16 protein-coding genes are annotated in these 21,412 nt (G+C 59.2%); 7 read left to right on the top strand and 9 right to left on the bottom strand.

Annotation, left to right across the window (positions count from 1 at the left end; all coding sequences use genetic code 11):
• Positions 1-23 precede the first annotated feature (23 nt).
• Entirely contained in the window at positions 24-1,544 is a 1,521-nt protein-coding gene (gene exaC, locus BMX75_RS06245) for an acetaldehyde dehydrogenase ExaC (RefSeq protein WP_092826263.1), read from the top strand.
• A gap of 94 nt (positions 1,545-1,638) precedes the next feature.
• Here the strand turns inward: exaC and dauA are convergent, their stop codons facing one another.
• The gene (gene dauA, locus BMX75_RS06240; RefSeq protein WP_092826261.1) at positions 1,639-3,363 is read right to left on the bottom strand and encodes a C4-dicarboxylic acid transporter DauA; all 1,725 of its coding nucleotides are present in this window, start codon (positions 3,361-3,363) and stop codon (positions 1,639-1,641) included.
• 81 nt (positions 3,364-3,444) lie between these two features.
• Here dauA and BMX75_RS18040 point away from each other — a divergent pair, with 81 nt between their 5' ends.
• Positions 3,445-3,612 (top strand): hypothetical protein, encoded by a 168-nt coding sequence (locus BMX75_RS18040; RefSeq protein WP_175474704.1) that lies wholly within the window; start codon positions 3,445-3,447, stop codon positions 3,610-3,612.
• The gene (locus BMX75_RS06235) at positions 3,609-4,274 is read left to right on the top strand and encodes a methyltransferase domain-containing protein (RefSeq protein WP_092826259.1); all 666 of its coding nucleotides are present in this window, start codon (positions 3,609-3,611) and stop codon (positions 4,272-4,274) included. The genes BMX75_RS18040 and BMX75_RS06235 overlap by 4 nt, the downstream gene beginning before the upstream one ends.
• On the opposite strand, the gene betT is transcribed toward BMX75_RS06235, so the two are convergent.
• Both betT and BMX75_RS06225 read right to left on the bottom strand, forming a co-directional pair.
• On the bottom strand, positions 4,271-6,310 hold the full coding sequence (gene betT / locus BMX75_RS06230; protein ID WP_092826257.1) for a choline BCCT transporter BetT: 2,040 nt from the start codon (positions 6,308-6,310) through the stop codon (positions 4,271-4,273). The genes BMX75_RS06235 and betT overlap by 4 nt on opposite strands.
• 250 nt (positions 6,311-6,560) lie before the next feature.
• Positions 6,561-6,947 (bottom strand): hypothetical protein, encoded by a 387-nt coding sequence (locus BMX75_RS06225; protein ID WP_092826255.1) that lies wholly within the window; start codon positions 6,945-6,947, stop codon positions 6,561-6,563.
• Positions 6,948-7,078: 131 nt separating this feature from the next.
• Here BMX75_RS06225 and BMX75_RS06220 point away from each other — a divergent pair, with 131 nt between their 5' ends.
• A complete protein-coding gene (locus tag BMX75_RS06220) occupies positions 7,079-8,005 on the top strand; it encodes an alpha/beta hydrolase (RefSeq protein ID WP_245748394.1) in 927 nt (308 codons plus the stop codon).
• A 13-nt stretch (positions 8,006-8,018) separates the two neighbouring features.
• Here BMX75_RS06220 and BMX75_RS06215 read toward each other — a convergent pair whose 3' ends face one another.
• The 4 genes from BMX75_RS06215 to BMX75_RS06200 are packed head-to-tail and all read right to left on the bottom strand — an operon-like array spanning position 8,019 to position 14,470.
• Entirely contained in the window at positions 8,019-8,717 is a 699-nt protein-coding gene (locus tag BMX75_RS06215) for a response regulator (protein WP_092826251.1), read from the bottom strand.
• Positions 8,718-8,748: 31 nt separating this feature from the next.
• Positions 8,749-10,167 (bottom strand): ATP-binding protein, encoded by a 1,419-nt coding sequence (locus BMX75_RS06210; RefSeq protein ID WP_175474703.1) that lies wholly within the window; start codon positions 10,165-10,167, stop codon positions 8,749-8,751.
• Entirely contained in the window at positions 10,167-13,265 is a 3,099-nt protein-coding gene (locus tag BMX75_RS06205) for an efflux RND transporter permease subunit (RefSeq protein ID WP_092826249.1), read from the bottom strand. The genes BMX75_RS06210 and BMX75_RS06205 overlap by 1 nt, the downstream gene beginning before the upstream one ends.
• The gene (locus tag BMX75_RS06200) at positions 13,265-14,470 is read right to left on the bottom strand and encodes an efflux RND transporter periplasmic adaptor subunit (protein ID WP_092826247.1); all 1,206 of its coding nucleotides are present in this window, start codon (positions 14,468-14,470) and stop codon (positions 13,265-13,267) included. Before BMX75_RS06200 ends, BMX75_RS06205 begins: the two co-directional genes overlap by 1 nt.
• Positions 14,471-14,684: 214 nt before the next feature.
• On the opposite strand from BMX75_RS06200, the gene BMX75_RS06195 reads away from it, so the two are divergent.
• Positions 14,685-15,275 (top strand): TetR/AcrR family transcriptional regulator, encoded by a 591-nt coding sequence (locus BMX75_RS06195; protein ID WP_092826245.1) that lies wholly within the window; start codon positions 14,685-14,687, stop codon positions 15,273-15,275.
• On the opposite strand, the gene BMX75_RS06190 is transcribed toward BMX75_RS06195, so the two are convergent.
• Both BMX75_RS06190 and BMX75_RS06185 read right to left on the bottom strand, forming a co-directional pair.
• Positions 15,272-16,072, bottom strand: coding sequence for a helix-turn-helix domain-containing protein (locus tag BMX75_RS06190; RefSeq protein ID WP_092826243.1), 801 nt, complete (start codon positions 16,070-16,072; stop codon positions 15,272-15,274). The genes BMX75_RS06195 and BMX75_RS06190 overlap by 4 nt on opposite strands.
• A 108-nt stretch (positions 16,073-16,180) precedes the next feature.
• Complete coding sequence (locus BMX75_RS06185) at positions 16,181-17,191, bottom strand: zinc-binding alcohol dehydrogenase family protein (RefSeq protein ID WP_092826241.1); 1,011 nt, start codon at positions 17,189-17,191, stop codon at positions 16,181-16,183.
• Positions 17,192-17,476: 285 nt separating this feature from the next.
• On the opposite strand from BMX75_RS06185, the gene BMX75_RS06180 reads away from it, so the two are divergent.
• Positions 17,477-19,660 (top strand): OsmC domain/YcaO domain-containing protein, encoded by a 2,184-nt coding sequence (locus BMX75_RS06180; RefSeq protein WP_092826239.1) that lies wholly within the window; start codon positions 17,477-17,479, stop codon positions 19,658-19,660.
• Positions 19,661-19,908: 248 nt separating this feature from the next.
• Positions 19,909-21,372 carry an alanine/glycine:cation symporter family protein gene (locus tag BMX75_RS06175; protein WP_092826237.1) on the top strand — a complete coding sequence of 488 codons (1,464 nt, stop codon included), beginning with the start codon at positions 19,909-19,911 and terminating at the stop codon, positions 21,370-21,372.
• The last annotated feature ends 40 nt before the right edge of the window (positions 21,373-21,412 follow it).

The following is a 21,412-nucleotide window of genomic DNA, read 5'->3' as shown; positions in this document are numbered from 1 at the left end:
TCATAATACGCAGGAGCTCAATAATGATATACGCCAATCCTGGTGATGCTGGTTCACTGGTATCATTCGAAAAACGCTACGGCAATTACATCGGCGGCGAGTTTGTCCCCCCGGTGAAGGGCCAATACTTCGATAACGTCAGTCCGGTTAACGGCCGAGTGTTTTGCGAAATTCCCCGCTCAAGTGCTGAGGATATCGACAAGGCCCTGGACGCAGCCCACAGCGCGGCACCTGCCTGGGGCAAAACGTCGGCACAAGAGCGCAGCAATATCCTGCTCAAGATCGCCGACCGCATCGAACAGAACCTGGAAATGCTGGCCGTTGCCGAAACCTGGGATAACGGCAAGGCGGTGCGCGAAACCCTGAACGCTGACCTCCCGCTTGCCGTTGACCACTTCCGCTACTTTGCCGGCTGCATACGCTCCCAGGAAGGCACGGCGGCGGATATAGACGGCAACACGGTGGCCTACCACTTCCATGAACCGCTGGGCGTGGTGGGGCAGATTATTCCCTGGAATTTCCCGATTCTGATGGCTACCTGGAAGCTGGCGCCTGCGCTGGCGGCGGGTAACTGCGTGGTGCTCAAACCTGCCGAGCAGACGCCAGCATCGATTTTGAAAGTCGTCGAATTGATTGGCGACCTGCTACCTCCGGGCGTGCTCAATATCGTCAACGGCTTTGGTGCTGAAGCAGGCCAGGCACTGGCCAGCAGCAAACGTATCGCCAAAATCGCCTTTACCGGCTCCACCCCGGTCGGCTCGCATATTCTGAAGTGCGCAGCGGAGAACATCATTCCCTCCACCGTGGAGCTGGGCGGCAAATCCCCCAATATCTACTTCGCCGATATCATGAACGCCGAGCCGACGTTCATTGATAAAGCGGTCGAAGGCCTGGTGCTGGCGTTCTTTAACCAGGGCGAGGTGTGTACCTGCCCCTCTCGGGCGCTGATCCAGGAAAGCATGTACGACGAGTTCATGGCCAAGGTCATCGAGCGTACGCAGACCATCAAGCGTGGTAACCCGCTGGATACCGACGTCCAGGTAGGCGCGCAGGCGTCTCAGGAACAGTTCGACAAGATCATGTCGTACATGGATATTGCCCGCGATGAAGGCGCCGAGTTCCTCACGGGCGGCAACAAGGAGACCCTGGACGACAGCATCAACAGCGGTTACTACATTCAGCCAACGCTGCTGAAGGGTAATAACCAGATGCGTGTCTTCCAGGAAGAGATCTTTGGCCCGGTGGTAGCGGTCACCACCTTCAAGGACGAAGAAGAGGCGCTGGCGATTGCCAACGACACCGAGTTTGGTTTGGGCGCCGGCGTGTGGAGCCGCGACATGAACGTCGCTTTCCGCATGGGCCGGGGGATTCAGGCCGGGCGTGTCTGGACCAACTGCTACCACCAGTACCCCGCCCACGCGGCCTTCGGTGGCTACAAGAAATCCGGCGTTGGTCGCGAAACCCACAAGATGGCACTGGAACACTATCAGCAGACCAAAAACCTGCTGGTCAGCTATGACATCAATCCGCTGGGCTTCTTCTAAGACTTAGCGATTTGTAACACGTCATCATAGGCATCCCGGCCATGTGTTCATTGCAATGACCGTCGGGATGCTTTTTGCTGTCCGCATCTGCCCGTTAGGCAGCGCTACCCAACCAACGGCGCGCCATGCGCTCGGCGTGGGCAAGGTTGCTGACGACCGCAAACTTACCCGCTTCGCGCTTAATGCCTGCGCGTTTGAGTTTCAGTGCCATCCGCGGCGGCAGCCCAACCAATATGACGCTTACTCCCTGTTCGCCCAGCTCTCGGCGCAAGGTATCCAGTGCCACCATGCCAGTGGTATCCAGGCTCGGCACATCGCGCATATCCAGCACGACCACCCGAACGCCGTGATCAATGACTCTTAGCGTGGCAATGGCCTTTTCGGCCGCGCCAAAAAACAGCGGGCCACTGACCTTATAAAGCGCCACTTCCGCCGGGAAGTATTCAGCGGTGTCGGGTGCGGTCAAGCGCCGGGTATGGGTCAACTGGGCCATACGGCGAATAAATAACGCCGCTGCCAAGCCAATGCCGACCGCCACCGCGATAACCATGTCGAAAATCACCGTCAATGCAAAGCAGATTACCAGCACGGCGACATCGCTGGCGGGGGCGCTTTTCAGCGTATGCACAAAGTGGCGCGCCTCGCTCATGTTCCAGGCAATGATAAACAGCAGGGCGGCCAGGGCGGCCATGGGAACGTAACCCAGTACACCCGCCAAAGCGACCACGGCGAGCAGTACCACCAGCGAATGCACCACCGCGGCGACAGGGGAGCAGGCACCGCTTTTGATATTGGTCGCGGTGCGGGCCAGGGCCGCGGTAGCGGTAATGCCGCCAAAGAAAGGCACCACCATATTGCCCAGGCCCTGACCAATTAGCTCGGCGTTAGGATCATGGCGGGTGCGTGTCAGGCCATCCGCCACCGCGGCACACAGCAGTGACTCAATGGCCGCCAAGAGCGCAATCGCCAGTGCCGGACCGAGTAACGACTGAATCAGCGCAAAGTTGATCTCAAGGGGTGTGCCATCCGCCCCAGGAAAATGCCATGGTGCTGAAAAACTAGGCGCGAAGGGGGGAATGCCACCGCCGGTTTGGCCTTCGAACTCCCAACTGAAACGTGAGGCGATGGTATCGACTTCAACGCCACTCATCATCAGCAGCGCGGCCATCAGCGTCCCCATCGCCAAACCGACCAGCGGGGCCGGGACGGGGGTATTCAGGCGGGGCCAGATGATCAGCGTCGCCAAGGTGATAAGCCCGACACTGACCTCTGCGGGTGAAAGACTGGGTAGCGCCTGGCCGATCAGCATCAGGTTATGCAGGGTGCTATCGCCAAGCTCGACGCCAGACAGGCCCAGAAAGTCCGGCAGTTGCAATAGCGCAATCACCACGCCGATACCCGCTGTAAAGCCGAGAATCACCGGATAAGGCACGTACTGAATCAGGCTGCCCAGCCGCGACACCCCCAGTGCGACCAAGATGGCACCCGCCATCAGTGTGGCAATCAGCAGCCCACCCAGGCCGTGGCTGGCCACGATGGGAAACAGGATGACCACAAAGGCGGCGGTAGGGCCGGAGATATTGAACCGCGAACCGCCAGTCAAGGCGATCACTGCGCCTGCCACGATGGCAGTGTAGAGCCCATGTTGAGGAGGGACGCCGGTGGCAATTGCCAGCGCCATGGAAAGCGGTACCGCCACTACGCCAATCGTGAGCCCCGCCAGTATATCGCGCTTCAATTTGCCAAGGGTGTATCCTTCACGCCAGGTGCGGATGAGTGCGCTACCAGGCACCGGAAAAATGTAACTCGAGCGGGACATGCGATAGGCCTCCTGGGTGGGCAAGCAAATCAACCTGTTACGTTACTCTGCTCATTGAATTTGCACAACGGGGCGTTATGCATGATGGGCATTGTGCGATGGTTTGCCGCAGGCAACTTTCCGGTGGACGTCCAGCTATTGCCGCTTGCGATGCAGTTGCATGGCGTTGCACAGGCTGACAGTTTCGCCAAGTTGTTCGATACGACCGATTCACAAAGGGCCTTTGACTTTACATTGGAGTCTGTGTGATCGATATAGAAACGCCGGATCTTCACCAGCAGCGCCTGCTTTACGTCGCCGAGCAGCTCCGTGCAACCCAGGCCCAGAACGTATTGGATTTAGGCTGCGGCTCTGGAGGGTTGTTGCAATACTTATTGCAGGTGGAGCAGTTTGAGCGTGTCGTTGGCGTGGAACTGGACGGTGAACTATTAGCGCAAGCCAAATTTCGTCTGGCGGATTTACCCCGAGCAAATCAGTGTCTAGAGCTAATCTGTGGCTCGTATACAGATGACAAACAACCGCTCAAGCACTTTTCAGCCGCGGCGATGGTGGAAACCATTGAGCATATCCCGCCTGCGCAACTGTCGGCTTTGGAAAAAGCGGTGTTTGCCAACTTTCGGCCTGCCTACCTGGTGATTACCACGCCCAATGCCGACTATAACCCGCTATTCGGGTTAGAAGAGGGCGAGTACCGAGATCCGGACCACAAGTTTGAATGGTCACGGGGGCGTTTTCAGCAGTGGGCAAGGGGCGTTGCCAAGCGCCATGGTTATCGAGTGCGCTTCACCGGTATTGGTGAGTGGCATGACGCACTGGGTCAGCCGACCCAGCTGGCCCACTTTACCCATCAGCTGACAGAAAAAACGCCCTCTCAGCCATCGGGCCGGGAGGGCGTGGGACGCTTGGTTTAAGGTTGAGTGGACTCTTCCGGTGGTTCACCGATAGTGCCCGGCATAGCCTGTTGATGGCCTGCCAGCGTCAAGAAGTGCAGGTGACGCTCGTACTCGGCCACCAGATCACCAATCACCTGACCACGGGTATAGCCGTTGAGGTCTTTATCCTGACCGCCTTCGGCAAGGAAGACATCCAGCCGCACGTAGAAGTCGTCGTCCGCCGGGATGAAGCTTGGCGTCCGCATGCGGTGCGGGCAGACCTGGTAGACAAAACTGGTGGCGTCGCCAAAGTCGACCTGCAGCATCAACTTGGGCAGTGATTCGCCCTCCAGCTGCTCTTCGCTGACGTTAGCGGTCTGTCCACGGCTTTCCAGTTCCTGGGCAAACTGCGTCATGGCCGGACGAATCGAGTGCTCGATGGTGGCCGCCGCACCTGCACGGTTGGAGGTGTCCAGCGCCCGGTCAAGGCGCTCGCGCCAGTCACCGCCAGAGGCGCCGCCGGCAATCATGCGGCGTGCGTCGGCCTTGCTGCCTTCAAGCTTCAGGGCTTTGACCATGCCCACCATGATGGCAAAAATCACCAGTGAGAACGGCAGGGCGGTAATCACCACGGCACTTTGCAGCGCGTTCAGGCCGCCTGCCATTAGCAGCGCAATGGTGATCAGGCCAATGATGGCGGACCAGAAAATGCGCAGTTTGATCGGCGCGTCGTGGTTCACGTCGCTGAGAATGGAGGTGAAGTTGGCCAATACCAGCGCGCCGGAGTCTGCCGAGGTAATAAAGAATACAATCCCGAGGATAGTGACCACAGCCGCCGTAATGCCGACGTACGGATAGTATTCAAGCAGGGTGTAGAGGGTGGTTTGCGGCGTATTGAGTGCCTGTTCGCCAAGCTCCGTGATGCCCTGGTTGGCGACGAGTTCGATACCGCTGTTGCCGAAGATCGACATCCATACCATCATGAACGCCAGCGGGATAAATAGCGCACCGGCAACGAACTCACGAATGGTGCGGCCACGTGAAATACGCGCCAGAAACAGGCCGACAAACGGCGTCCAGGCAATCCACCAGCCCCAGAAGAAGATCGTCCACCACATTTTCCATTCTTGAGCGCCTTCACCGTCAAACGCATAGGTGTTGAAACTGGCGGCCACAAACCCGGAAAGGTAATCACCCGCGTTGTTGACCACTTTATCCAGCAGCATCAGCGTATCGCCGGAAAACAGCACAAACAGCATCAGCGCCAGTGCCAACAGCATGTTGAACTCGGAGAGTCGGCGGATACCTTTCTCAACGCCAGTGACCACGGAAATCGTCGCTAACACCACGACCAGCACAATCAGGATGACCTGCACGGTGAGGGTTTCCGGCACGTTGAACATGTAGTTCAGGCCGTAGTTGAGCTGCATGACGCCAATGCCCAGGCTGGTCGCGATACCGAACACGGTGGAAATCACCGCGGTAATATCAACAGCGTTACCGATAGGCCCATGGATGCGCTTGCCCAGTATGGGATAGAGAGCGCTGCGAATTGCCAACGGCAGGCGGTGGCGGTAGCTGAAGTAAGCCAGCGCCATACCCATCAACACGTAGAGTCCCCAGCCGGAGAGTCCCCAGTGCAGATAGGTTTGAACGACGGCATGACGCATGGCGGCCTGGCTTTCCGGGGTCAGATCCGGTGGCGCCAGATAGTGGGCAACCGGCTCGGCAACGCTGAAGAACAGCAGATCGATACCGATACCCGCGGCAAACAGCATGGCCGACCACGACAAGAGGGAAAACTCCGGTCGTGAATGGTCAGGCCCCAGCCGAATGCTGCCGTAGCGCGACATGCCAATCAGCGCGACGAATACCAGGTACGCGACAATCGCCAGCATGTAATACCAGCCAAAGGTTTTGCTCACCCAGGCAAGGCCAGCATCAAAAAAGGCGCCGGCCTGCTCGGTGAAGAGCATGGTCAGTACCAGGAAGACCACAATGCCTGCCACACTACCGTGGAATACCACGGGGTTGAGGCGGTCTCGGGAGGGTAGAACGGGGTTGTCTTTCGCCATGGAGGCGGACTCCTGTTGTTAGACAAAGAATAGAGAAGCCATCTTTGATTGTTTTATTTTAAATGAACGTTCAAATAAAATACGCGCTTTACCCTTTGCCTTCAAGTCCGTGTTTCAGTTCTCCGTATTGCTGCGTTGACTGGCACCCAGGGCGGGCCTTGGGTGATCAAGCGCGCTAAATGGTCAGGCTAGAAATAGAAATGCCCGGCAGAACCGGGCATTAAGCGTATTGGCGATGACATAGATGCGCTTATTGGCTAGCGTCTTCGTCACCATGATGACGTTTGCCGTGGCCTTGGCGGTATTCTTCACGGGCCTCGTGCATGGCGTTGCGCAGTGCTTCCTGCTCGTCCTCGGTCAGAATCTCGGTCATACGCGTTTGATGGGCGTCGCGAACGTCTTTCATTTCATCACGAAATGTCTCGTGGGCCTCGTTCAGTGCTTGCTGCTTATCCTCGCTGAGCGCCGCACGCTCATAAACGTCCTGACGGTGTTCTTTCATTCGCTCTTCCATGCGCACGCGGTCATGATGAGGTTTCTCGCCGTTGTGATGGTCCGCCTGGGCGGTCGCGGCCAATGGCAATAAGACGGCGGCGAACAGCGCCGGGGCAACGAATTGACGAAGTGAAAGGGTCATGACGTATCTCCTGGTGGGTTGACGCTATGAGTATTGTCCGGCCGGGTGCAAACCCTTTGCAGGGAGTGTGCAATAATCGTGATCTTGGTAGGCTCGCTGCGGGGGCAGGGGATCTTTCAAGGAGAAATGCTGTGTCGAATATATTGCGGTGGTCCTGCTTACGACGTTGCAGTGCCGTGAGTGCCTTGGCGTTGCTGTTGAGCGGCTGCGGCGTCACGCATCTTGCCAGCCAAGGCGAGCCTGCCAGTAGCGCTGACGAAGATGCCCGTCAGCCGCTGTCCTATAAGCGCCTTCCGCCCATCCCCTATACGCCTGATGCATGGCCTGAAGCGCTCAACGCCGAGGTCTTTTTACCGGCGTCACCTAACCGGAGCCGTCGCCCCGCGGCGCTGATTGTCCACGGTGGGGGGTGGCGCAATCGTGGCCCAGACGATATGCGAGGGATTGCCGAGCAGCTGGCTGCGCAGGGTTATGTGGCGGTGAATATCGAGCACCGCTTTGCGCCGGGCTACAAGTTTCCCGCACAGTTGCATGACCTGCAGCAGGCGATGGCCTGGATACACACCAACGCGGATGAGTGGCAAGTCGATACGCAGCGCATCGTGGGCGTAGGCTTTTCATCCGGCGCGCACTTGGTGAGCCTGCTGGCACTGGCAGGATCGGAAGGGCCGCTGGCGGAGCCCTACGGAGGGGAGCAGAGCCGCTTAGCCGCTGTGCTGGCCGGTGGCCTGCCCAGCGATTTACTCAAATTTGATGACGGTCGCTTGGTGGTCGACTTTATCGGTGGTACCCGCGCTGAAAAGAACCAGGCGTATCGCCTGGCCTCGCCCGAGCGCCAGGTAACGCCTGACGCGCCACCGTTTTTTATCTTCCACGGCACCTGGGACCAGCTGGTGCCCGTTGATCATGCGCGGGATTTCTACCAGACGCTGATCGACAACGGCGTCGAGAGCGAGCTGTATTTGCTGCACGGCCGCGGCCATTTCGCCAGCTTTTTGCTGCGCGGTGGCGCGATAGAGGCGGGGATTGCGTTCCTCAACGACCAGGTTTCCCCCTGAGGAGCACTGGCTGCTAACCTTCCGGCTGGTACTTGTAGCCGACCCCGTACACCGAGCGGATAATTTCCTGCTCGGGGAGCGCTTCGTGGATTTTCTTGCGCAGCTTCTTGATGTGGCTGTCCACGGTGCGCTCCGAAACGATCCGGTTGTCTCGGTACATGTGGTCCATCAGCTGCTCGCGGCTGAAGATACGCCCTGGTGCCTGCATCATCACCCGCAACAGCTGAAACTCCACGGCGGTCAGCCCCAGGTCGTGGCCCTGTGCCAGCGCTTGCCAGCCGTCTTCATCAAGCGTTACCAGCGCCTTGCTCGCCGCTTGCGGGGTATTGTCGGCGGCCGCCTGGCTTCGCCGCAGTACCGCCTTGACACGGGCAACCACCTCGCGCGGGCTGAACGGCTTGCACATGTAGTCGTCGGCGCCCAGTTCAAGCCCCAGCAGACGATCCACCTCCTCGACCTTGGCGGTCACCATGATAATGGCGATATGCGGCCACTGGTGGCGAATTTCGCGGCACAGCGTCAGGCCGTCTTTGCCGGGCAGCATCAGGTCGAGCAGGATAAGGCTGGGGGTCTGCTGGTCAAGCCACGGCATCACATGGTCGCCATGTTCGAGGGTGGTCACCTCGAAGCCGTGGGTGGTCAGGTAGTCTGCCATCAGTCGGGCAATTTTGGGTTCGTCTTCCACGACCAGCAAAGAGGCATTATCCATCATGGGCAAGCTCGCTTTAAGAAAAATGACCGGATCAATTATCGGTGTTCAGCAACGGGAAGCGAAGTGTCCAGCATAATCCACCCAGCGTCGAATGAGAGGCCGAAAGGCTGCCACCATGGGCATGCACCAGGGCACTGGCGATCGACAGGCCCAGGCCGCTACCACCGCTTGAACGGTTACGCGAGCCCTCGACCCGATACAGCCGTTCAGTGAGCCGCGCAAGTTCGCTATCGGGCACCCCGGGCGCACTGTCTTGCCAGCTGACCACGGCCTCGTTCCCGTCCTGGGTCAGGGTGACGTCGAGTGAGCCCGGGGCGCTGGTATAGGCGCAGCTGTTATCCATCAGGTTATCCCATAGTTGGCGCAGGCGCTGGGCATCGCCGCGAATCATCATATCGGGGGCGATCTGCCGGGTCAGGCTCATGTCGCTGTCGTTCAGCCAGCGTTCGGCATCTTCCAGACGTCCCGCCAGGGCATCGCTTAGGTTCATTGGCGCCAACTGGATATCCAGCGCGCCAGCATCGCTTTGCGAAAGCAGACGCAGATCGGCGACCAGCCGTTCAAGCTGATCCACTTCCTGGCCGAGGGACCCAAGGCTCTCTTGGTTCAGCGGACGAATGCCATCCTGCATGGCTTCAATTTCACCGCGCAACACCGCCAGCGGAGTGCGGAGCTCATGGGCGGTGTCGGAGACCCAGCGGGCCCGGGCGTTGCGGCTTGCTTCCAGGGAGGCTGCCAATACGTTGAAATCGCGGGCCAGAAGCGAAAGTTCGTCGCGACCGCGCTCAGGCAGGCGGCTGTGGTAATCACCTTCGGTCAAGCGCTGGGTGGCAGTGGCCAGGGCCCGTGTGCGCCGCCCCAGCCACCAGGAAAGTCCGCCGGCCAGCAAGAATGAGGCGACGCCCAGCGAGAGTACGATAATCATCAGATTGCGCTGCTGGCGTTCCAGGAAGCGGTTTTCCATGCGCTCCATGACCTGCTGGGGCGGGCGAAACCCCAGTTCGCCGATCTCTTCGTCGTCGCTGCGTAGCGTGAGCCAATGCCAGTTGCTCTCACTGGCATTATGGGGCGGTATCACAAAACGTTCATCGGCATCGCGCAGCACAAAGTCCTGTGCCTCGCCAAGGGGGCTAGGGCGTTCGCGGTGCTCCTGACCCAGGGCGTGGCGCACGACCATTGGCCAGCGTTCCGGTGAGCGCTCGAGCCATGCCCAGCTTTGTCGGGGCTGCCAGCGCGTGACCAGGCTGTCGGCCAGCAAGGTGGCCCGGCGCTCCTGAGCCTGATTTAGATACTCAAGAAAGCCTCGGTCGATGCTGTACGAGACGGCCAGAAAGGCACCGGTTGAAATCGCCACGTTGACGCTCAGGATGATCAGGAACAGCTTCAAACCCAGCCGCGAGAAGCGCCAGCGAAAGCGCCCCAGGGGTGTGCGCAACGAGATCAACGACATTAGCTGGCTCCTGCCGAATGCGGCTGTGGCGGGGTGCGTGACCGCTCGCGCAGATTCTCGAGGCTCAGGTAGAGGCAGGGCACCAGAATCAGCAGAATCAGCGTGGCGAAAAGCATGCCAAAGCCCAGCGAAATCGCCATGGGAATCATGAAGCGCGCCTGCCGGGATGTCTCAAGAATCATCGGCGCCAGCCCCAAAAACGTGGTCAGAGTGGTCATCATGATCGGGCGCAGGCGACGGGTGGCAGCGGCGACGATGGCTTCACGCGCCGCCATGCCCTCGCGCCGCTTGCGGTTGGCGTAATCGATCAGCACCAGGGCGTCGTTAATCACCACGCCGGAGAGTGCCAGCATGCCGAGCAGGCTGATGATCGACAAGCCAAACCCCATCAGCATATGCCCGCCAATCGCCCCGACGATACCAAAGGGTATTGCGGCCATCACCAGTAGCGGTTGCAGATAGCTTTTGAAGGGTATCGCGAGCAGGGCATAAAGCGCGGCAATCATCAACCACATGGCGGTTCGCAGGGCGGCGAGGTTATCGGCGGTATCCTGCTGGCGACCGCCCAGGGTGACCTCAAGCCCCGGCCAGTTGGCTTCCAGGTCGGGGAAAACATCCGTCTGTAGGGTGGCGAGCACCTGGTTGATGGGGAGATCATCCTCGGCATCCGCCGTGACGGTGATAACCCGTCGGCCGTTAATCCGCTCAAGGCCGCTGGAGGCCTGGCCCAGGGCGATATCCGCGACCCGGGAAAGGGGCACGCTGAGGCCGTCGGGCGTGCGCACCGGCAGGCGGTAGAGTTCGTTCAGGCTATTGCGGTTTTCTTCGGGCAGGCGTACCTCGACGCTGACTTCGCTGCGCCCGACAAACTGTTCCAGGGCCGTGGCACCCTGGAGAGTGCCACGCAGGGCCTGGGCCAGGTCGCTGCCGGTAAGGCCCAGCGAGCGGCCTTCGGAGGAAAGGCGCATTTCAAGTTGCGGTTTGCCATCGCCCAGGCCGCTGTCGATATCGATCAAGCCGTAGTTGCTTAGTGAGTCGGCCAACTGGTTGGCCGCTTCTTCGAGCACCTGGGTGTCAGGGTGTGACAGGCGTAGGCTGAGCGCCGCACCGCTACCGGGCCCGCCTGCATCTGAAGCAAAGCGCACCGACTGAGCGCCAAGTAAATCGCCGGTTAGCGCGCGCCACTCCCGGGCAACTCGGGAAGGCGGCCAGTCCTCCAGGCTTTCTGGCGCAATCTCCAATTCTACCTGCAGACTCTCACCGTCCAAGCGGGTATGGGTACTGCTGAAGTGCAGAGATGCCTCGCGTTGACTTAGTTGATCGCCAGCCTTCAACAGCTGTTGGCTAAGCCCACGGCTAACGCTGATATGGCTTCCAATGGGCAGTGTGATGCTGGCTTCTACCTCATTGGACTCGACCCGAGGCATCAGCGAGAAGCCAAGGCGTCCGCTCATGCTCCAGGCAAGCGTCACCAGCAAGATGACGATTCCCAGCGCGACGGTCAGCCAGCGGACATTGAGTGCCCGCTGCAAGAAGGGCTCGAACTTATGATAGGTAAAGTGATGAAGCCCGCCTTGCATGCGTTGGCGCAAGGCTTCCAGCGGGCGTTGCCAGGTGGGTGTCTGGCGGGGTTTACGGCTATGGGCCAGGTGCGCGGGCAGAATGAACAGCGCTTCGGCCCAGGAAATCAGAAAGACGGTGATGACCACTACCGGAACGGTGGCAAAAATCAGCCCCAGAAAACCCGGCAAGAACAGCAGCGGTAGGAAGGCGACGATGTTGGAAAGAATCGCAAAGGTTAGTGGCGTGGCGATTTCCCGGGCCCCCTTGACCGCCGCATCGCGCAGCGAATAGCCCTCCTCACGGTAGCTGTAGATATTTTCACCCACCATGATGGCGTCGTCGACCACAATACCCAGCGCGATGATAAACGCGAACATCGATATCATGTTCAGCGACACGCCGATCCAGGGGAGGAATAGCATCGCGCCCAGAAATGCCGTGGGGATGCCCAGCGTGACCCAGAAGGCCAAGCGCGCTTCCAAAAACAGCGCCATCAAGACCAGGACCAACGCCAGGCCCATCCAGGCGTTTTTCAGCAGCAGGCTCAATCGGTCTTCGTAGACAGCCGAGCTGTCCCGGGAAATCTCCAGGCTGACACCTTCGGGTAGCCCGGCACGCAGGCGCTCAAGCTCGCCGTTGACGGCTTCTGAAATGCTGGTTGGCGTTTGGTCGCCAATCTGGTAGACATCCACCGAAAGGCCGGGTTGGCCGTTATAAAATTCCTCACGGTCGGTCTCGGCAAAGCCCTCGCGGACATCGGCGATATCGCCCAGTCGAATTGGCATACCCTGGGTGCTGGTGAGAACCGGCAGCTCGGCGAAGGCAGCGGCGCTGTTGCGTCGCCCCTGGTAGCGCACCAGCCATTCACCTTCGTCGGTGGTCAGTTGTCCGCTGGCCAGGTCCAGCGCTTCCTCACCAATCACATTGGCAAGCGCCTGGTGATCCAGGCCGTAGCGCTCAATGGCTTCATCATCCAGCAGTACCTGGATTTCCCGGGCGCGATTCCCCGATAGCTCGGCACGGGAAAGGCCGTCGGTGGCCTGTAGTTCGGCGCGGACGTTTTCCGCGGCATCGTGGAGCGTGCCCAGGTCGGCCTGACCGTAAACCTGCAGGCTCAATACGCTTCGCGCACGGCCGGCCAGGGTGAAGCGGGGTGGGTCAGCGGCGTTGGGCAGCGTCGTAATCGCGTTAACCGACTGCTGAATATCCTGATAGGCGCGCATCACGTCGATGCCATCCACCAGGGTGGCGCTGATATTGGCGCTACCCTCGCTGGCGCTGGATGTCAGTTCATCGATGCCTTCGACGTCGGAAACGGCTGCCTCAACGGGCAGCAGCAGGCTCTGTTCGATATCTTCCGGCGTGGCGCCCGGGTAGCTGATGGTGACCTGGACCACCTCGGTTTCAAATGCCGGGAAGATCTCCTTCTTGATCGCCAGCGACGCCATGAGCCCGCCGACAATAAACAGGATCATCAGCAGGTTTGGGGCAACGCCATGGTCGACCATCCACGCCAGGGGGCCTTTACGCAGCATCAGCTGTCACTCCCGGTGCCGTTCGAGGGGGTGTCGCTGCGCTGTCGGATACGAACGCGCTGACCTTCCCTGGGCTGGGCCAACCCTGCTGTCACGACGCGTCGGCCGTCGGCCAGGCCGCTGCTGACCAATGCCTGCTCCTGGCCGCGATAGGCCAGGGTGACGTGACTACGCTGCAGGCGGTCATCATCGTCGACCCACCACACCTGTTCGCCCGGCCGCAGCGCGGCGGAGGGTAGGGCGATGAGGTCAGGCCGGGGGCTGGTGGCAAACGAGACGCGCAGCACATCACCCAAGCGCAGAGCCGGGCCTTCGGTGTTAAGCGCCAGCGGGTCATCAACGGCAATCAGTAGCTGCGCCTGCAGGCCGTTTTCTTCCAGTGCGGGGAGAATGGAGACCAGCGTTCCTTGGCGCTGCGCGTCTGCAGGCCAGCCGCTGCTGGACAAGCTGACACGGCTGCCTTCCTGCAGCCAGTCAAGCCACTCTCCCGGCAGCGAGGCACGCACCCAGAACTGCTCGACGCCCACCAGATGCAACACCTCGGTGCCCTGGCTCAGCAGGCTGCCCGCGCCGACCAGGCGCTCCTGTACCATCGCCTGCCAGGGCGAACGCAGGGTGGCCCTGTCCAGGTTCAAGGCGGCCTGGTCGCGGGCAACGCGGGCCTGGGCAACCAGCGCCTGGGCCTGGCGCAACTGGGGTTCGCGGAGCACCAAGGCGCGGCGTTCGGCGGAAAGCTGGCGTCCGAAAGACTCATACTCACTGCGGGCGCGTTGCTGCTCTGCCTGTTCAAGTGCCAACTGCGCCTGGGCATCGGCTAGCTGAGCCTCGGCATCTTCCAGTGCCAACTTTAGGTCAGCCTGGTCGATGTACGCGACGGGGGTATCCTGTTCGACCACCTGTCCAGGCACCACGCCTTTGGCAAACCGTTCGAGCTGACCGGCGACCCGGCTGGCGAGCATGGCTTCCTGCTCGGCCTCAACGCGGCCAAAGCCCTGTAGATCAGGCGAACGGGCGGCGGATGATACGCTGACCACATCGACCAGGGGAGGCGTCGGTTCGGGCGGGGGCTGGCGTTCGATACGCGGGGGCTGAGTGACGATCCACCATGCCAGTGCCGCACCCCCTATCAAAACAAACAGCGCGACCACCGCGCTTGGCCGAATGCGACCATGTTGTGATGGTGAGGGAGGTTGATGATCTGTCATGGTCGCGGGTTATCCATTGGCCGAAATCGAAACTTAGAGCTATTGGGGCGTATCATGCTAGCATCACCCTGTGTCACGCAGCGATTAGGTAAGCAATGTGTAAATTGCGTGCAACTCGCCCCGCGCAGCGCCCATCTTGTCGCAACGTGGCTCAAGGCTACTTGGCTGACACTTTATTTGCTAACAATAGACTGACTGGTCTACTTTTGACGATATGAAAAATACCGCTACGCGCGACAAGCTCATTGAGACCGGTGCCGAACTGATTGGCCAGCATGGCTATAATGCCACGGGCATCAATGCCGTTTTAAAAACCTGCGGCGTGCCGAAGGGGTCGTTTTACCACTATTTCTCGAGCAAAGAGGCGTTTGGCCTGGCGGTGATCGATCAGTTTGCGACGGCCTATGATGCCCAGCTTGCCGAGCTTCTGGGAGACACCACAATACCTGCGCTTGAGCGGCTCAGGCGCTATTTTGCGGCGGGTCGTGAGCATATGTGCGATTGCAATCATGAGACCGGCTGCCTGATTGGCAACCTCGGACAGGAGCTTTCCGGGCAAAGCGATACCTTTCGCGACGCTCTGGATCGCGTTTTCCAGCGCTGGGAACAGTACTTTGTCGCCTGCCTGCAGGACGCTCAAAAGGCCGGCGAACTCAGCGCGGCGTTGCCTGCCGACCACCTGGCCAGCTTTATTCTCTCCGGCTGGGAAGGCGCGATTCTGCGTGCCAAAACGCTCAAGTCTGTCGAGCCGATGGAGCAGTTTGAGACGATCCTGTTTCAACAGGTGCTGGTTTCTGACAATTAATGCCTGGCTCTGAAGTGATGCTCACCAGCTGCCACATCGTTTTGGGTGGCAGCGATCAGGGCGTCATCCAGGGAAGGGTCTTCCGGGTTTATCAAGCCGCACTGTGCCAGCGCTTCGCGCAGGCTGACCTGTTCATCCAGGCGCTGATACACCACCCGCACACAGCAGGGCATGCGTTCGCTATTATCCGCCACGCCCATTTTCAAGCCCGTCAAACGCGTCACCTGGCTCTGAAAGCTCGGAAACAGAATCGTCTGGGTGATTTCATGACCGTTGAGCGTTTCGTGGTCGACCAAAAAGAGCCGATCAGCAAGCTTGACCGCGGTGCCTACATAGCGGTTGTGGCACGAGCGGGCGCCAGGCAGGGTCTGCATCCGCTCGGTACGCTGATAGACCACGCCGCCCTCCCGTGCTTCCAGGCAAACCAGGGTCCGCATTAACAGCCCCGGCCGCGACATCGAGCGATAAAGCTCAAAGTAGCGGCCGATATAGCGTTCCATGCCTTCGCGGCCGCGCTGAATCAGTGCGTTAGGCCATGGCAATGTGGTTGGGTCTTCCCTGTTGAGCTGTCCGGTTTGGACCAGGGCACGAAAATCAGAGTGGGGAAGGGCAATATCACCGGTGGTGACACCAAAAAAGTGGCAAATGCGCTGAAGCGCCGCGTGGCTGGGCCGATAGCGTCCACTCAGGTAGCGGTTAAACTGAGCACGATTGATCGCCAAACGCCGACAAACTTCAGCAATGGACGGGTAGTAGCTGCAGAGTAGGCGCAGATTGGCCACAAAATCGTCATGCATGGGGTGACTCGATTCTCTCAGTGTCGTGACATGTCTAATGTCAGGTTCACGCCTCAGAGTGCGACGGCCCTGGGCCAGGGCCGCCGCGTCAATTAAGCGGTAGCTTGATTAAAAGCCTTCCAAGACCAGTTTGCCGATCGTGCGGTTGCTTTCAATAAGTGCGTGTGCGCGTTTTAAGTTCTCTGCGTTAATGGGGCCTAACACCTCTCCCAAGGTGGTGACTAGCTTTCCATCATCGACCATGGCCGCCACTTCTGTGAGCAGATCGTGCTGCTTGGCAATGTCGTCAGTGGTGAATAACGGGCGGGTAAACATCAGTTCCCAATGCAGTGAAAGACTCTTCATTTTAAGCTTCCGCACATCGATCAGTTCAGGGTCATCAATCAGTGCCAGTTTTCCCTGGGGGTTAAGGGCTTCAATTATGGCATCGAAGTGGTGATCGGTTTGGTTAAGGCTGACCACCATATCCACCCCGTCAAAGCCCGCCGCTTTAAGCTCTTGATCAAGTGGCTGGTGGTGATTAATCACCGCGTCGGCGCCTAGTGACTTCACCCAGGCCTGGCTTTCGGGCCGAGACGCTGTCCCGATGACGGTAATGTCGGTGAGCTGTTTGGCAAGTTGCACCAGAATTGAGCCCACGCCGCCTGCTGCGCCAATCACCAACAGGCTTTTGCCTTGGGTGTTGCGCATACCCAGTTCCAGACGATCAAACAGCAGTTCCCAGGCGGTAATCGCAGTCAGCGGCAACGCGGCGGCTTGAGTGTCCGAGAGGCTTTTCGGCGCCAGGCTGGCGATTCGCTCATCGACCAGTTGAAACTCGGCGTTAGAGCCCTGGCGGGCAACGTTGCCCGCGTACCACACCCGGTCGCCCGGCTGAAAACGGCTAACCGCACTCCCTACGGCATCGACGATGCCCACCGCATCATAGCCCAGCACGCGCGGCTCGCCGACTTCCGGCAGGGCGCTACTGCGCACTTTGGCATCAACGGGGTTAACGGAAATGGCGCTCACTGCAACGCGAATATCGTGGGCTTCCGGGGCTGGGGTGGGTAAGTCGATAGTCTGCAGCGCATCGGGGTGATCAATGGGCAGGCTTTGGGTAAAGGCGATCGCTTTCATAATGGTGGGTTCCCGTGAGTTTAAGTAGCGCCATCATGCCTGGATATCGGGTTGCTAAAAAGGGGACTAGAGATTGCGCGCTCGGCCCGCGGTCATGGCTGAGCGCCACCCGCCGTTTGCGATCATCCCCGGCGAGCGCGCATTCTACTTGTTAACGCTACGGAATAGGCGATTCGCGAGACTCCCCAAGACGAAGCGGGTGAAAAACTGGATAATGGCGGCCATTCGCCGACCGGCTCATGTATTTAACCGCCCAGGCACACTCATTACCCCGGACACCCGCTCATGGAAATCAAAGTCAACTACCTCGACAACCTCCGCCTGGAGGCCAAGTTCGACGATTTTACGGTCACCTCCGACCAGCCGATTCGCTACAAGGGCGACGGCTCGGCCCCAGGCCCTTTTGACTACTTCCTGGCCTCATCGGCCATGTGCGCTGCCTACTTCGTCAAGGTGTACTGCAACGCGCGAAACATTCCCACCGAAAACATCCGCCTGTCGCAAAATAACATTGTCGACCCGGAAAACCGCTATAAGCAGATTTTCAAGATCCAGGTCGAACTGCCGGAGGATATCTCCGACAAGGATCGCGAAGGCATGCTGCGTTCCATCGACCGCTGTACGGTGAAAAAAGTCGTCCAGACCGGCCCCGAGTTTCAGATCGAGGTGGTCGAGAACATCGACGAAGACGCCCAGGCATTGCTGATGGGGGCGCCGGAAGGCAGCAGCACCTACATCGAAGGCAAGGACCTGCCGCTGGAACAGACCATTGCCAACATGAGCGCGATTTTCGCTGATCTGGGCATGAAGATCGAGATCGCCTCCTGGCGCAATATCGTGCCTCACGTGTGGTCGCTGCATATTCGTGATGCGGCCTCGCCGATGTGTTTTACCAACGGCAAAGGCGCCACCAAGGAGAGCGCGCTGTGTTCGGCGCTGGGCGAGTTCATCGAGCGCCTGAGCTGTAACTTCTTCTATAACGACCAGTTCTTTGGCGAAGAGATTGCGAACAGCGAATTTGTTCATTACCCCAATGAGAAGTGGTTCAAGCCGGGGCCGAATGACGAGCTGCCCGCGGAGATTCTCGACGAGCACTGCCTGGCGATCTATAACCCGGAAGGCGAGCTATGCGGCTCCCACCTCATTGATACCAACTCGGGTCGCGAAGACCGAGGTATTGTCTCGCTGCCCTATGTGCGTCAATCCGACGGCGAAATAGTCTACTTCCCCTCCAACCTGATCGAAAACCTGTTCCTCAGTAACGGCATGAGCGCGGGCAATACCCTGGTGGAAGCCCAGGTGCAGTGCCTCTCGGAAATTTTCGAGCGGGCGGTCAAGCGTGAAATCCTCGAGCAGGAGTTGGCTCTGCCGGATGTGCCCCAGGAGGTGCTGGCGAAATACCCCAGCATCGTCGAGGGTATCAACGCTCTGGAAGCCCAGGGCTTTCCCGTGCTGGTCAAGGATGCCTCCATGGGCGGTCAGTTCCCGGTCATGTGCGTGACCTTGATGAACCCGCGCACCGGCGGCGTGTTTGCCTCCTTTGGCGCCCACCCAAGCTTTGAAGTGGCGCTGGAGCGCAGCCTGACCGAGCTGCTCCAGGGCCGCAGCTTCGAGGGGCTGAACGACCTGCCGCTGCCCACCTTCAACTCGCAAACCGTGGCCGAGCCGAACAACTTCGTTGAACACTTTATCGACTCGGTGGGCGTTGTCTCCTGGCGCTTCTTTAGCGCCAAGCCCGACTTTGAGTTCAGCGAGTGGGACTTCTCCGGCAGCAACGAGGAAGAAGCCGAGACGCTGTTTGGTATCTTTGAAGAGCTGGGGGCCGAAGTCTATATGGCGATCCACGAAGACCTGGGGGCGCCGGTTTGCCGTATTCTGGTGCCGGGCTACTCGGAGGTTTATCCCATCGAGGATCTGATCTGGGACAACACCAACAAGGCGCTGGATTACCGCGAGGATATTCTCAACCTGCACCGCCTGGATGACGACCAACTCACCGACCTGGTCGAGCGCCTGGAAGACAGCCAGATGGACGACCACACCGATATCATCACCTTGATCGGTATCGAATTTGATGAAAACACCGTGTGGGGGCAGTTGACCATTCTGGAGCTGAAGCTGCTGGTCTATCTGGCGCTGCAGCGTCATGAAGAGGCGCTGGACTGCGTGCAGATGTTCCTCCAGTACAACGACAACACCGTCGAGCGTGGCCTGTTCTATCAAGCGGTGAACGCGGTGCTGGAAATCGCCCTGGATGACGAGCTGGAGCTGGATGATTACCTGCCCAACTTCCAACGCATGTTTGGCGAAGAGACCATGGCAGCCGTTGTTGGCTCGGTGGAAGGCTCCGTGCGCTTCCATGGCCTAACGCCCACCAACATGCGGCTAGAAGGCCTGGAACGCCACCAGCGCTTGATCGAAAGCTATAAGAAGCTTCACGCGGCACGCGCGGCGAGGGCGGAAGTGTAAAGAAATAACGCCACTCCTTATATCACGCTAAACAAAAAGTGCGCGGCCCCAAAAGGCGCGCACTTTTTTTGTGATGCACTCTGGTGCACCCGCTGATGCAGTCACTGCATACAACTGCAACGCTGCGCCAAATTTCATCCTGCCCCACGCTTGGTAAAACGTTCTCCGCGGCGCGCATTCCAAACGCGCGATTTTAAATAGCCACGTATTCCAACATAACGCTAATACAACAACGCGGAGAGAATCACATGCTCGATATGCTCAATGACCTTCTGTGGGGGAAGGTGCTGCTGGTGCTGCTGGTGGGGGTTGGCATCGGTTTTACCGTTGCGTCCCGCTTTGTGCAGTTTCGCTATTTCAGTGAGATGTTTCGTATCCTGGGCTCCGGCCAGGCCTTCAAGCGCAACCAACACGGCCATTTAAGCTCGTTCCAGGCGCTGGTGCTGTCTGTAGCCGGGCGTGTCGGTGGTGGCAATATCGCCGGTGTGGCGGTGGCGATTACGCTGGGTGGCCCAGGGGCAATTTTCTGGATGTGGCTGGTTGGCTTGATGGGCATGGCCACCAGCTTCCTGGAGTGCACCCTGGCGCAGACGTATAAAGAAGCCGAAGGCGACGGCACTTACCGTGGCGGCCCGGCATACTACATCGTTAAAGGGCTGGGTAAGCATTGGCGCTGGCTGGCAGCGTTCTACTCGGTACTGCTGCTGTTGACCTTCGGCTTTGCCTTCACCGCACTGCAATCTTATTCGGTGGCGACCTCTTTTGGTGACGCCTTCGGCGTGCCGGTATTGTATAGCGGCATCGGCCTTGCAATGCTCGTCGGGCTGATTATCTTCGGCGGTATCAAGCGGATTGCACGAATTTCCGAGTTTTTGGTGCCCTTTATGGCGGTGAGCTATATCGCCATTGCGCTGTTGGTCATTGCCATGAACATCGGTGAAATCCCGGGCATTATCGCGCTGATTGTGAAAAGTGCTTTCGGTCTTGAACCCCTGATGGGTGGCGGGATCGGCGCGGCCATCATGATGGGCCTGAAACGCGGCCTGTTTTCCAACGAGGCGGGCCTGGGTAGTGCGCCCAACGTGGCGGCCGTTGCCTACGTACCGCATCCGGCTAACCAGGGTATCGTGCAGGCATTTTCGGTCTTCATCGATACCGTGATCATCTGTTCCGCCACGGCGTTCTTGATTCTGCTTAGCGGCGCTTACGACCCCGCTGTGGGCGCTGGCGTTGAGGGGATCGCGCTAACTCAGGCCGCATTGGCCGACCATGTGGGCGAATGGGGACGCACCTTTGTCAGCCTGGCGCTGCTGCTGTTTGCCTTCAGTACCATTCTTTACAACTACTATCTGGGTGAGAACAGCCTCAACTTTTTCAGCCGTGACAACCAGAACCTGTTCAATGCCTTCCGCGTGGCCATCGTGCTGCTGGTGTGCTGGGGAGCGACCACCGATTTGGGCACCGTGTTCGGCTTTGCCGATGTCACCATGGGGCTTTTGGCCGTGGTCAACCTGCTGGCGCTGATCATGCTGTTCCAGCGCGGCCTGCGCATTTTGAAAGACTTCGACGGGCAGCGTCGTCAGGGCATCAAACAGCCGATTTTTGATGCTAACCAGCACCCGGATCTCGATCTGGATCCCAAAGCCTGGGAATTGGACCCCGAAGAGGCCGATGCATTAAAGCAGCGCCTGGAAGGGGTGCCTGCGAAGTAAGCCGTTAACTGGAACGTATTGCTAAGAAAAAGAGGAGAAC

The organism is Vreelandella subterranea (assembly GCF_900111305.1).
GTDB classification, from domain to species: domain Bacteria; phylum Pseudomonadota; class Gammaproteobacteria; order Pseudomonadales; family Halomonadaceae; genus Vreelandella; species Vreelandella subterranea.
This window is presented reverse-complemented; position numbering and strand designations above follow the sequence as displayed.